This is a genomic window from Pseudonocardia nematodicida, assembly GCF_040105385.1.
GTDB lineage: Bacteria > Actinomycetota > Actinomycetes > Mycobacteriales > Pseudonocardiaceae > Pseudonocardia > Pseudonocardia nematodicida.
This window is the reverse complement of the sequence record NZ_JBEDNQ010000006.1, coordinates 177,791-190,395: the sequence shown is the minus strand read 5'-3', so window position 1 is coordinate 190,395 and position 12,605 is coordinate 177,791. Positions and strand designations below refer to the sequence as shown.

Annotated in this window: 10 protein-coding genes; 7 read left to right on the top strand and 3 right to left on the bottom strand. The window is 74.4% G+C overall.

The window, feature by feature from the left end:
- Positions 1–13: 13 nt before the first annotated feature.
- Positions 14–664: an SACE_7040 family transcriptional regulator gene (locus WIS52_RS16220; protein WP_349299089.1), complete on the bottom strand. Its 651-nt coding sequence runs from the start codon at positions 662–664 to the stop codon at positions 14–16.
- Positions 665–751: 87 nt separating this feature from the next.
- Between WIS52_RS16220 and WIS52_RS16215 the strand changes: the two genes are divergently transcribed.
- Complete coding sequence (locus tag WIS52_RS16215; RefSeq protein ID WP_349299286.1) at positions 752–3,094, top strand: ATP-binding protein; 2,343 nt, start codon at positions 752–754, stop codon at positions 3,092–3,094.
- An 81-nt stretch (positions 3,095–3,175) separates the two neighbouring features.
- On the opposite strand, the gene WIS52_RS16210 is transcribed toward WIS52_RS16215, so the two are convergent.
- A complete protein-coding gene (locus tag WIS52_RS16210) occupies positions 3,176–3,865 on the bottom strand; it encodes a response regulator transcription factor (protein ID WP_349299088.1) in 690 nt (229 codons plus the stop codon).
- A 117-nt stretch (positions 3,866–3,982) separates the two neighbouring features.
- On the opposite strand from WIS52_RS16210, the gene WIS52_RS16205 reads away from it, so the two are divergent.
- The 6 genes from WIS52_RS16205 (at position 3,983) to WIS52_RS16180 (ending at position 11,542) form a co-directional block, all read left to right on the top strand.
- Complete coding sequence (locus WIS52_RS16205) at positions 3,983–5,563, top strand: carboxyl transferase domain-containing protein (RefSeq protein ID WP_349299087.1); 1,581 nt, start codon at positions 3,983–3,985, stop codon at positions 5,561–5,563.
- A gap of 8 nt (positions 5,564–5,571) precedes the next feature.
- The gene (locus WIS52_RS16200; RefSeq protein ID WP_417715019.1) at positions 5,572–7,659 is read left to right on the top strand and encodes an acetyl/propionyl/methylcrotonyl-CoA carboxylase subunit alpha; all 2,088 of its coding nucleotides are present in this window, start codon (positions 5,572–5,574) and stop codon (positions 7,657–7,659) included.
- Positions 7,656–8,798: an acyl-CoA dehydrogenase family protein gene (locus WIS52_RS16195; RefSeq protein WP_349299086.1), complete on the top strand. Its 1,143-nt coding sequence runs from the start codon at positions 7,656–7,658 to the stop codon at positions 8,796–8,798. Before WIS52_RS16200 ends, WIS52_RS16195 begins: the two co-directional genes overlap by 4 nt.
- Positions 8,799–8,894: 96 nt before the next feature.
- Positions 8,895–10,352, top strand: a complete 1,458-nt coding sequence (locus WIS52_RS16190; protein WP_349299085.1) for a fused MFS/spermidine synthase — start codon at positions 8,895–8,897, stop codon at positions 10,350–10,352.
- Positions 10,353–10,456: 104 nt separating this feature from the next.
- Positions 10,457–10,897 (top strand): hypothetical protein, encoded by a 441-nt coding sequence (locus tag WIS52_RS16185; protein WP_349299084.1) that lies wholly within the window; start codon positions 10,457–10,459, stop codon positions 10,895–10,897.
- Positions 10,898–10,942: 45 nt separating this feature from the next.
- Positions 10,943–11,542: a superoxide dismutase gene (locus WIS52_RS16180; RefSeq protein ID WP_349299083.1), complete on the top strand. Its 600-nt coding sequence runs from the start codon at positions 10,943–10,945 to the stop codon at positions 11,540–11,542.
- Between the two features lie 88 nt (positions 11,543–11,630).
- Here WIS52_RS16180 and surE read toward each other — a convergent pair whose 3' ends face one another.
- The gene (gene surE, locus WIS52_RS16175; protein WP_349299082.1) at positions 11,631–12,449 is read right to left on the bottom strand and encodes a 5'/3'-nucleotidase SurE; all 819 of its coding nucleotides are present in this window, start codon (positions 12,447–12,449) and stop codon (positions 11,631–11,633) included.
- Positions 12,450–12,605: the final 156 nt, after the last annotated feature.

Genomic DNA, 12,605 nt, shown 5'->3' with positions numbered 1-12,605 from the left:
GGTCCCCGGCGGGCTACCCGTCCGCGATCCGCTCCATGCCCCGCCCGGCGGGTCCGCCCACGTTCAGTGCCGCCAGCGCCATCCGGCGCAGCACCGTCGTCCGCGCGTCCGCGTCCGGATCGGACCCCGGTGCCGCGGGAGGTGCGTACGGGGTCGAGTTGAGCAACCCGAACACCCCGTGCGCGACGGTGCGCGCCTCGCCCGGCGCGATCTCCGGGTGCACCCGGCGCAGCGTGTCGACCCACAGCTCGACGTAGGTGCGCTGCAGCCGGCGCACGGTGCGGCGCGGCTCGTCGGGCAGGTTGGCCAGGTCGCGCTCCTGCACGACGATCAGCTCGGGCTCACCGGTGGCGAACCCGACGTGGAAGTCGACGAGCTCGGTCAGGGCGGTGCGGGGGTCCGCGTGCCCGGCACGGGCCCGTCCGCCGGCCAGCAGCCGCTCGCTGATGTCGATCAGCAGTTCGGCGAGCAGCGCCTCCTTGCCGGGGAAGTGCCGGTAGAGCGCCGGCCCGCTCACCCCGACGGCCGCGCCCAGGTCCGAGATGGACACCCCGTGGAAGCCGTGCCGGGCGAACAGCCGGGCCGACACCGCGAGGATCTGCTCGCGCCGGGTCGGCGCGGCACCCTCCGACGACGGCACGGACGGGCTCCCGGCGCTGGCCACCCGCCGATCGTACCGGCCCGGGTTAACGATCGTTCACTCCTCGTCTCAGGAAGCGCTCAGGCTCTCGCCGATACCCTCTCCGGTGTGATGGGCATCCTGCGGCGTCTGCGCGAGCGGACCGGCGTCCGTGCGGCCTCCGCGCTCGCGGCAGCGCTGTCGGTCGCGATGGTGCTGGTCGTCGCGGGGGCCGCGCTGGTCCTGCTGCTCGACCAGACGCTCACGAGCAACACCCGCGCGTCGACCGAGGACCAGGCGACGATCCTCGGTGAGCGGATCGCGGCGAACTTCTCCGGGACCGGCGACGCCAAGCGCAACGCCGTCGACGCCACCGGCAAGCGGAACGACATCGTCCAGGTCGTCACCGCCTACAGCGACGAGTCCAACGCCCCCGACTGGATGGTCGGTCCGAACGGCGACCAGGAGGACGTCCAGGTCCTCGGGGCCTCGGACCCGCTGGAGGACCAGGACCCGATCGTCGACTGGCTGCTGGTGCCGGGCGACACCCGCGTCGAGGAGGACGTCCCGATCCGGCTGTCCGACGCGGACGGGACCGTCGTGGAGGCGATGGTCGTCGGCGTCGGGTTCCGGGCGAACGGCCGACCGATCACCGTCTACGCCGCCCAGGAGCTCACGTCGGCGCACTCGGCGGTCGAGACGGTCGGCTGGCTCGTGCTGTTCGGTGTCCCGGTGCTCGTGCTCGTGTCCGGGTTCTTCACCTACCTGTTCGCGGGCCGCGCGCTGCGCCCGGTGGAGGAGATGCGGGCCCAGGTCGCCGGGATGGGGGAGAAGGACCTGTCGGGGCGGGTCCCCGAACCCGTCGCGCGCGACGAGGTCGGCCGGCTCGCCCGCACGATGAACCAGATGCTCGGCCGGATCGAGTCGTCGCAGGCCACACAGCGGCGCTTCGTCGCCGACGCCAGCCACGAGCTGCGCAGCCCGCTCGCCACCGTCTCCACCGGCCTGGAGCTGCTCGGCACCGGGATGCCCGAGGACTCCGCGGACCGGGCCACCGTGCAGACCCTGCGCGGCGAGGCCAGCCGGCTGACCAGCCTGGTCGAGGGGCTGCTCTTCCTCGCCCGCGCCGACGAGCGCGGCCTGGCCCCCCGGCGCGAGGAGGTCGACCTCGACGAGATCGCCGAGGCCGAGCGCGCGCGTCCGGCCGCGCCGGCCACCGCCGGCTCCGCGGCGATCGAGATCCGGGTCACGACCGCGCCGGTCCGGGTGGTCGGGGACCGCGGCCAGCTCGTGCGGGTGCTGCGCAACCTGGTGGACAACGCCCGCCGGCACGCGTCGTCGGTGGTGGCGGTGTCGGTGCGCGAGTCCGACGGCGTCGCGGTGATCGACGTCGACGACGACGGCGCCGGCGTGCCCGAGGCGGACCGCGGCCGGGTCTTCGAGCGGTTCGTCCGGCTCGACGAGGCGCGCTCGCGGGGTGACGGCGGTTCCGGTCTCGGGCTGTCGATCGTCGCCGAGCTCGTGGCCGCGCACGGCGGCACGGTGGCGGCCCTCCAGTCGCCGGAGCTGGGGGGCGCGCGGTTCCGGGTGACGGTCCCGGCGGTCGTGTCCGGTGACTCCGAGATCGACTCCGAGATCGACCCCGACCCCGACCTCGACGGCCTCGAGCCGGACGCGATCGGGTCCGGTGACACCGGCCCCGGCGACGACGGGTCCGAGGCCGGTCGGCCCGGCGGCGGGACCACCGGCGGACCGGCGGCGGGCCGATCGGCACCCCCGGTGGAGCCGGTGGCGGCCCCGTCCGGGGCCGGTGCGGTGCCGGTTGCCGGCGGCGCGGCGCAGGCCGCCGCCGACCCCGGCGAGCTGCGCGACGACCGTCCGTCCGGCCCGATCCCGCGGATCACCTTCCCCGTGCGCCGGAACGGCCCGGCGGGCCGCGGCGCGGGAGCGCGCCCGGCTCCCGCCCTGCCGCCCCGGGCGCCTGTCGGCGGGCCGGCCACCCCGCCGCCCGGCTCGCCGGTGGTCGGGCCGGACACGCCCGCACCCTGGGCGCCGGTCGGCCGCTCCGACGCGCCCCCGCCGTGGCCACCGGCCGGCGCCCCGCCGCACGGGGGGCGGACCGGCGGGCCCGCCACACCCCCGCCGTGGGCGCCGGCGCGGAACGGCACGACGCCCCCGCCCGGCCTCCCCCGTGTCGCGAACGGCGACGAGCCGGTGGCCGGCCCGCCCGCCGGCATCCCGGCATCGGCTGGACGCACCGCCGACGGCGACGTGCCCGGCCCCCGGCCGGAGCCCCGGACGGACCCGCCCACCGGCCCGCTGCCGATCCGGCCGAACACCGTCGGCAGCCCCTACGACGAGTACGCCACCCGCCCCATCCCGATCACCCGCCTGGCGGACCCGGACCCCGAAGAGCCCGCACCCACCCCCGGCCGCGACCGCACCCCCGCGTCACGCGCGAACAGCCGCCGCTGACGAGCCGTGAGGGGTACAGGGGAGTAGGTCGATCATGTGGCTACGACCCTGGTGTACCCCTCGAGGTGGTGATCCCGGTGGTCAGGAGGGTGCGCCGGCTCCCGGTTCGGGCATGCGGTAGCCGACGCCGCGCAGCGTCTCGATGCTGCGTGTGCCGAACGGAGTGTCGATCTTGCGTCGCAGGTAGCCGACGTAGACCTCGACGACGTTGACCTCGCCGTCGTAGTGGGCGTCCCACACCGACCGCAGGATGTCGGTCTTGGTGACGACCTGCCCGGGGTGCGCCATCAAATGCTCGAGGACCCCGAACTCGCGCGGGGTCAGCGAGATCTCGACCTCGCCGCGGTGCACCCGGTGTGTGCCCGGGTCGAGGGTCAGGTCGCCGACCCGCAGCACGGTCGGCGCCGCCTCCCCGGCGCGGCGCAGCAGGGCGCGCAGCCGGGCCTGCAGCACGACGAACGAGAACGGCTTGGTCAGGTAGTCGTCGGCGCCGAGATCGAACGCGTCGGCCTCGTCGTACTCGCCGTCCTTGGCGGTCAGCATCAGCACCGGCGTCCAGACGCCGCGGTCGCGCAGGTGCTGCAGGATCCGGTAGCCGGACAGCCCGGGCAGCATGATGTCCAGGACGATCACGTCGTGCCGTCCGGAGAGTGCGTACTGCAGGCCGGTGTTGCCGTCGTGCGCGATCTCGACCTCGTGTCCCTCCGCGGCCAGGCCGCGCCGGACGAGTTCGGCCAGCGGTTTCTCGTCCTCGACCAGTAGCAGGCGCACGATCGTCACCGTAGTGACCGGGCGCTGTGATCCCCCTGAGTCCCCCGAGGTGCGCCCTGGACGACGTGCGTTAATGACCGCTAACATGTTAACGACCGTTAACGAAGGGGTGCGGACATGCTGGTCCCCGAGGCAGCGCCGAGGCTCGGCAGCGCCGTCGACCCGTCCGGCGACCGGTTCGCCGCGAACGCCGCGGCGCACCGCGACCTGGTCGCCGACCTGAACGCACAGCTGGCGAGCGCCCGGCTCGGCGGCCCCGAGCGCTCCCGGGCCCGGCACGTCGAGCGCGGCAAGCTGCTCCCGCGGGACCGGGTGGACGCCCTGGTCGACCCGTCGTCGCCGTTCCTGGAGCTGTCGCCGATGGCGGCACACGAGATGTACGACGGCCAGGCCCCCGGCGCCGGGATGATCACCGGCGTCGGGCGGGTGGCCGGGCGCGAGGTCGTGATCGTCGCCAACGACGCGACCGTCAAGGGGGGCACCTACTTCCCGGTCACGGTCAAGAAGCACCTGCGCGCCCAGGAGGTCGCCTGGGAGAACCGGCTGCCGTGCATCTACCTGGTCGACTCCGGCGGCGCCTACCTGCCCGAACAGGACCGGGTGTTCCCCGACCGCGACCACTTCGGACGGATCTTCTACAACCAGGCCCGGATGTCCGGTGCGGGCATCCCGCAGATCGCCGCGGTGCTCGGCTCCTGCACCGCCGGCGGCGCCTACGTGCCGGCGATGAGCGACGAGTCGGTGATAGTCCGCAACCAGGGCACGATCTTCCTGGGCGGCCCGCCGCTGGTGAAGGCGGCGACCGGCGAGGTCGTGACGGCCGAGGAGCTGGGCGGCGGGGACCTGCACGCGCGCACGTCGGGCGTCGTCGACCACCTCGCCGCCGACGACGCCGACGCGCTGCGCCGGGTCCGCGCGATCGTCGGCACCCTCGGTCCGCGGGCCGCCCGGCCGTGGGACGTCGTACCCACCGAGGAGCCGGTCGTCGACCCGGCGGAGCTCTACGGCGCCGTTCCGACCGACTCCCGCACCCCGTACGACGTGCGTGAGGTGATCGCCCGGATCGTCGACGGCTCCCGGTTCGGCGAGTTCAAGTCCGAGTTCGGCACGACGCTGGTCACCGGCTTCGCCCGGATCCACGGCCACCCGGTCGGGATCGTCGCGAACAACGGGATCCTGTTCTCCGAGTCCGCGGTCAAGGGCGCGCACTTCGTCGAGCTCTGCGACCAGCGCGGCATACCGCTGGTCTTTCTGCAGAACATCTCCGGGTTCATGGTCGGCCGTGAGTACGAGGCGGGCGGCATCGCCCGGCACGGCGCGAAGATGGTCACCGCGGTGGCCTCCACGCGGGTGCCGAAGCTGACCGTGGTGATCGGCGGGTCGTTCGGCGCCGGGAACTACTCGATGTGCGGTCGGGCGTACTCGCCGCGGTTCCTGTTCATGTGGCCGAACGCCCGGATCTCGGTGATGGGCGGGGAACAGGCCGCGACCGTGCTGGGCACCGTGGGCTCCGGCGCGGATCCGGACGCCATCCGGGCCCAGTACGAGACCCAGGGCCACCCGTACTACTCCACCGCCCGGCTGTGGGACGACGGCGTGATCGACCCCGCCGACACCCGCACCGTCCTGGGGCTGTCCCTGTCCGTCGCCGCCCACGCGCCGCTGGCCGAGCCGGCCTTCGGCGTCTTCCGGATGTGAGGGCCGCGATGACCACACCGCGCATGTTCGACACCGTGCTCGTCGCCAACCGCGGCGAGATCGCCGTGCGGGTGATCCGGACGCTGCGCGCGCTCGGCGTGCGCAGCGTCGCCGTGTACTCCGACCCCGACGCCGGCGCCCCGCACGTCCGCGCCGCCGACGAGGCGGTTCGCATCGGACCGGCGGCCGCCGCCGAGTCGTACCTGTCGATCGACGCCGTGCTCGACGCGGCGCGGGCGACGGGCGCGCAGGCGATCCACCCGGGCTACGGGTTCCTGTCCGAGAACACCGCCTTCGCGGCCGCCTGTGCCGAGGCGGGGATCAGGTTCGTCGGGCCGCCGGCGTCGGCGATCGAGGCGATGGGCGACAAGATCCGCGCGAAGGCGACCGTCGCCGCGGCCGGGGTGCCGGTGGTGCCCGGGTCGGACGGCGCCGGTCTGTCCGATGCGGACCTTCGCGAGATCGTCGCGGACATCGGCTTCCCGGTGCTGCTCAAACCCTCGGCCGGTGGGGGCGGCAAGGGGATGCGGGAGGTGCACGCCGAGGAGCAGCTCGCCGACGCGATCGCCGGGGCGCGCCGCGAGGCGCGTGGCTCGTTCGGCGACGACACCCTGCTCGTCGAGCGGCTGGTCACCACGCCGCGGCACATCGAGATCCAGGTGCTGGCCGATGCGCACGGGAACGTCGTGCACCTCGGCGAGCGGGAGTGCTCGCTGCAGCGCCGGCACCAGAAGATCGTCGAGGAGGCGCCGTCGGCGCTGCTCACCGACGCGCAGCGGGCCTCGATGGGCGCCGCGGCCTGCGACGCGGCCCGGTCGGTCGGCTACACCGGCGCCGGGACGGTCGAGTTCATCGTGTCGAGCGACCGGCCGGACCAGTTCTTCTTCCTGGAGATGAACACCCGGCTGCAGGTGGAGCACCCGGTCACCGAGGAGGTCACCGGCCTCGACCTGGTCGAGCTGCAGCTCCGTGTCGCGGCCGGGGAACCGCTGCCGATCGGGCAGGACGACGTCGTGCTGTCCGGGCACGCCGTCGAGGCCCGGGTCTACGCCGAGACCGCCGCCGTCGCGGACGGGACGCTGATGTTCCTCCCGAGCGGCGGCCCGGTGCTGGACTGGACCCCTCCGGCCGGGGTGCGGGTCGACTCCGGGATCGCGACCGGCACGGTCGTCGGCTCCGACTACGACCCGATGCTCGCCAAGGTGATCGCGCGCGGCGCGACCCGGGACGAGGCGCTGCGCCGGCTGGACGGCGCGTTGCGGGACACCGTGCTGCTCGGGCTCGACTCCAACATCGGGTTCCTGCGGAACCTGCTTGCCGACGACGACGTCCGCGCCGGACGCCTGGACACCGGCCTGATCGCCCGCCGCGGCGCCGCGCTGGTGGACACCGAGGTCCCCGACGACGTGCTCGGTGCCGTCGCCGGTCAGGCGCTGCTGCGCCTGGAGCCGGGTACGGGAGTCGTCGACCCGTTCGACGTCCCCGGCGGCTGGCGGGTCGGCGAGCCGGCCTGGACCGTGCGACGCCTGGTCGTCGGCGGGGACGGGACGGTCGAGACCCGGGTGCGCGGGCGGGCCGCGGGGTTCGAGCTCGCCCTCCCCGGCCGGGCCGATCCGCACACCGGAACCACGGACGACGGAGCGCGACCCGCGTCGGTCACCGCGGACGTGCCGCTCGTGCGGTGCCGCACCGCCGCCGTCGCACCCGGGGTCCTCGAGCACACCCACGACGGACGCACCCGCCGCTACCGGACCGCCCACGACCCCGGCGGTCTGCTGTGGATCTCGCGGGACGGCCGGACCTGGAGCGTGCGCGAGCAGGAACCGCTCGACGCCGCGCGCACCGCTGCGGAGGCGGCCGGCGGACCGGTCGTGTCGCCGATGCCCGGCACGGTGACCGTCGTCGAGGTCGGTGAGGGCGAGACCGTCGTGACCGGGCAGAAGCTGCTGGTCGTGGAGGCCATGAAGATGGAACACGTGCTCACCGCCCCGGTCGACGGGACAGTGCGCGAGCTGCGGGCCCGGGCCGGAGCCACCGTCGCGAAGGACGCGGTGCTGGCGGTCGTCGAGCCCGATACCGGGGAGGGAACGTCATGACCTCTGTGGAGGAGTACGAGGCGCTGCGCGTCTCGGTCGAGGAGTTCGCGCGCAAGGAGGTCGCCCCGGTGATCGGGGACCTGTACATCCGCGAGGAGTTCCCCTACGACGTCGTCGCGAAGATGGGCGCGATGGGCCTGTTCGGCCTGCCGGTGCCCGAGGAGCACGGCGGCATGGGCGGCGACTACTACGCGCTGTGCCTGGCCCTGGAGGAGCTCGCCCGGGTCGACTCCTCGGTCTCGATCACCGTCGAGGCCGGCGTCGGACTCGGCGCGATGCCGCTCCTGCGCTTCGGCACCGATGAGCAGAAGGCCCGCTGGCTGCCCGACCTCGCCGCCGGCCGCACGCTCGGGGCGTTCGGGCTGACCGAGCCCGGCGGCGGGTCCGACGCCGGCGCCACCCGCACCACCGCCCGCCTCGACGGCGACCAGTGGGTGATCAACGGGTCGAAGTGCTTCATCACCAACTCCGGCACCGACATCACCTCGGTCGTCACCGTCACCGCCGTGACCGGCGAGAAGCCCGACGGGCGCAAGGAGATCTCGGCGATCCTGGTCCCGTCCGGGACACCCGGGTTCACGGTGAGCGAGAAGTACTCGAAGGTCGGCTGGAACTGCTCGGACACCCGCGAGCTGTTCTTCGACGACGTCCGCGTCCCGGCGGCCAACCTGCTCGGCGAGCGCGGCCGCGGGTACGCCCAGTTCCTGTCCATCCTGGACGAGGGCCGGGTCGCGATCGCCGCGCTGTCGGTCGGGCTCGCGCAGGGCTGCGTCGACGAGTCGGTGCGCTACGCCGGCGAGCGTGAGGCCTTCGGGAACACGATCGGCAGCTACCAGGCCATCCAGTTCAAGATCGCCGAGATGGAGACCCGCGCGCACACCGCGCGGCTGGCGTGGCAGCACGCCGCCCGGCTGCTCGTGGACGGGAAGCCGTTCAAGAAGGAGGCGGCGATCGCGAAGCTCGTCTCGTCGAACGCGGCGATGGACAACGCCCGCGACGCCACCCAGATCTTCGGCGGCTACGGCTTCATGAACGAGTACCCGGTCGGGCGCTTCTACCGGGACGCGAAGATCCTGGAGATCGGCGAGGGTACCTCCGAGGTGCAGAAGATGCTGATCGCCCGTCACCTCGGCCTCTGACCCGGTACGCACTGCCGTCGGACCGGGCCGCGGCGGGCGTCTGCGCCGAGCGGCACCGTCGACGGGGGCCCGGCCGGGGTCCTGCACCATGGCCGGGTGCGTCGTGCCCTCGCCCGGACCGCTGTCGTCGTCTCCGGGGCGGCGATCCTGGTCGTCGAGACCCTCGCGACCCGGCTGGTCGCGCCCTACGTCGGCCTCACCCTGGAGTCGACGACCGCGGTGATCGGGGTCGCGCTGGCCGGGATCGCCGCCGGCGCCGCGCTCGGCGGGCGGTGGGCCGACCGGCACGACCCGGTCGCCGTCGCCGCGCTGATGCTGGTCGTGGGCGGGCTGGGGACGCTCGCCGTCCGGCCCCTGGTCCGCGTGCTCGGGCCGGTGCTGGGCGCCGGGGCGTCCGCGGCGGTGCTGCTGGTCGCCGCGTCCACACTGGTCTCGGTGACGGCGCTGGCCGCGGTCACCCCGGCCGTCACCAAGGCCCGGCTGACCGGGCTGGACCGCTCCGGCGAGGTCGTCGGCGGGCTGTCCGCGGCCGGCACGCTCGGGTCGCTGGCCGGGGTGTTCCTCACCGGGTTCGTGCTGGTCGCGTTGCTGCCGGTGAGCGCGATCCTGCTGGTCACCGCAGGCATGTGCCTGGTGCTCGGGCTCGTCGTCGCGCCGTGGCGGCGCCGGAGCGACATCGTGCAGGGCGGCACGGCCGCGGTCGTGCTGGCCGTCGCGCTGGTCGCCGTCCCGGGCCGCTGCGACGCCGACACCACGTACTACTGCGCCGCGGTCACCCCGGACCCCGCGGACCCGGCCGGCCGCTACCTGGTGCTCGACGACCTGCGGCACTCCTACGTCCGCCTCGGTGACCCGGCGCACCTGGAGTTCGCCTACACCCAGCGGTTCGCCGCGACCATCGACACCGCGTTCCCGGCCGGCGAGCCGCTCGACACCGTCCACATCGGAGGCGGCGCGCTGACCATGCCGCGCTGGCTCGCCGCAACCCGCCCCGGGAGCACGTCGGAGGTGCTCGAGCTGGACGCCGGCGTCATCGATCTCGCGGTCCGCGAGCTCGAGGGCGGCGCGATCGGAGGCACCACCGTGCGCACCGGCGACGCCCGGGTGAACCTCGCGGGACTGCCCGACGACTCGGCCGACGTCGTCGTCGGCGACGCGTTCGGCGCGCGTTCGGTGCCCTGGCACCTGACCACCGCGGAGTTCCACGACGAGGTCGCGCGGGTGCTCCGACCGGGCGGCCTCTACGTGCTGAACGTGATCGACCGCGACCCGCTCGCCCTGGTCCGGGCCGCGACCGCGACGGTCGACTCGCGGTTCGGCGACACCATGCTGATCGCCCGGCCCGACGAGTTCCAGCCGGGTGGCGGCGGCAACGTCGTGGTCGTCGGTACCGACCGGCCGATCGACCCGGCCGCGCTGGAGGCCGCGGTGGCCGGCTACGGCGAGTCCCGGGCGGTGCTCGACCCGGCCCGCACCGCCGCGTTCACCGGCGACGCCCCGGTCCTGACCGACGACCGGGCCCCGGTCGAGCAGCTGATCACCACCGGAGCCTGACGACGGGTCCGGCCCCGGTCGGCCGCCACGCTAGGGTCGCGCCCGGACCGTCGTCCGGCACGGCCGGCGGCGGGATGGACGGCGACACGAGGGGGAGGCGCGCGGTGGCGACCTGGGAGGACCTGAAGTCCTACGTGTGGGTGCGGTACGAGGTCGTCCGGCAGGGCGCCGACGAGCTCCGTTTCCGGCTCCCGACGACCGGGGAACGGACCCAGCTCGTCGTCGTGCGACGGCTGCAGGAGGGCTCCGCGCAGCCGGGTGTCGAGGTGACCGACGCGGCCGCGGCCGTCGCGGACCCGGACCAGGAGTGGGTGCTGATCGAGTCCCCGGTGGCCCGGCTCGGTGAGATCGACCCGGTGAAGGCCCTCGAGCTGGCGGGCCCGTCGGTGATCGGCGGCCTGGCCGCCGAGGAGGGTGTCCTGGTCTTCCGGCACTCGATCCCGCTGCACTCCGCCGCGCTGGACGGGTTCGAGTTCCCGTTCCGCCAGGTCGTGCACCGGGCCGACGAGCTGGAGCACGCGCTGACCGGACGCGACGAGAACTAGCTCACACTTGACCTGAAGTCGAGTTCAGGTCCGAAGCTCGGTCGCATGGCCGACTACACCCTTCCCGACCTGCCCTACGACTACGGCGCACTGGCCCCGCACATCGCGCCCGAGATCATGGAGCTGCACCACTCCACGCACCACAACACCTACGTCCAGGGCCTCAACGCCACCCTCGACAAGCTCGCCGAGGCCCGCGACAAGAACGACTTCGGCGCCATCGTCGGGCTGGAGAAGACCCTCGCGTTCAACCTCGGCGGCCACGTCAACCACTCCGCGTTCTGGACCAACCTCTCCCCCGAGGGCGGCGACGAGCCCACCGGCGAGCTCGCCGCCGCCATCGACGCCGACTTCGGCTCCTTCGACGCCTTCCGGGCCCACTTCACCGCCGCCGCCACCACCATCCAGGGCTCCGGCTGGGCGATCCTCGGCTGGGACCAGCTCGGCGGAAAGCTCCTGGTCCACCAGCTCTACGACCAGCAGTCCCAGCTCCCCGCCGGGCAGACTCCGATCGTGCTGCTCGACATGTGGGAGCACGCCTTCTACCTGCAGTACAAGAACGTGAAGCCGGACTACGTCAAGGCCTGGTGGAACGTCGTCAACTGGGCCGACGCCTCCGAGCGGTTCGCGCGGGCGCGGGCGTGAGCTCCGGCTCCACACCGGACGTCGCCGGGGCCCTGCGGACGGCGTTCCGCGGGCACCCGGCGGGCGTCGCCGTCCTGACCGCGCCTCGCTACCGCACGCTGTCCCCGCTCGGCGCGGCCGCCGCGTCCGGGTAGCCGGTCACCCCGGTCCGGGAGCCGATCGGGGTCAGCTCGGTGACGGTCGGGTGGCCGGCGGCGAGCAGCGCGACGTCGGTGCCGGGCAGCGCCTCGCCGTGCTCCTCGGACACCAGCGCCCGCAGGCCGGCCGGCCGCACGCCGTCCGGTCCGCGCTCCGGGGCGCGCTCGGAGATCCGGACCCGCACCGCGCCGGTCGCGCACAGCTCCGCCTCGCGCAGCGGCGGAAGCTCACCCGCTCCGACGTCGGGGACGTTCACCGTCCACGCGGTCCCGGCGGGCCGGGCGGCGAGCCGCCCCAGCAGGTCGGGCAGCAGCCCGGTGACCGTCTCCCAGTGCGGGCGTTCCGGTAGCCCCAGCCCGCAGGCCAGCGACAGCGCGATCCCCGACCAGCCGTTCAGCGACCCGGCCAGCACCGCGCCCACGGTGCCCGAGTGCAGCACCTGGCCGCCGGTGTTCGCGCCGACGTTGATCCCGGACAGGACGACGTCGGGCTCCCGGCGGAACCAGCCCTGCCCGGCGGCACGCACGATGAAGGCCGGATCCCCCGCGACCGCGAACGCCGGGATCCCGTCGAGTTCGGCGATGCTCGGCTCCTCCACCGGCGTGTGGCCGTCGTCGGTGACCGACCGGACGGACCCGCCGGCGCCGCTCGCGTCGGTGGCCGGAGCGGCGACCACGACGTCGTAGCCGGCGTCGCGGGCACCTCTCGCGAGCGCGTGCAGGCCGGGCGACGCGATGCCGTCGTCGTTGGTGATCAGGGCGAGTGGCACGGGACCAGCCTAAGGTGCCGTCGCCCTGGAGGACCTCGCCCACGGCCCGCTCGGCCCTCGCCCGCCTGTTCCCGGCGGAGTGCCGATAGCGACGGGGGCCACACCCGGCGGGCCCCGTTCGACGTGCTCGACCGTGGTGCGGAACCATGGACCCCT

Bases quoted from the DNA above. Each gene is read 5' to 3' on its own strand.
- WIS52_RS16215 (WP_349299286.1), top strand. From the start codon at position 752: ATGGGCATCCTGCGGCGTCTGCGCGAGCGGACCGGCGTCCGTGCGGCC.
- WIS52_RS16205 (WP_349299087.1), top strand. From the start codon at position 3,983: ATGCTGGTCCCCGAGGCAGCGCCGAGGCTCGGCAGCGCCGTCGACCCG.
- WIS52_RS16200 (WP_417715019.1), top strand. From the start codon at position 5,572: ATGACCACACCGCGCATGTTCGACACCGTGCTCGTCGCCAACCGCGGC.
- WIS52_RS16195 (WP_349299086.1), top strand. From the start codon at position 7,656: ATGACCTCTGTGGAGGAGTACGAGGCGCTGCGCGTCTCGGTCGAGGAG.
- WIS52_RS16180 (WP_349299083.1), top strand. From the start codon at position 10,943: ATGGCCGACTACACCCTTCCCGACCTGCCCTACGACTACGGCGCACTG.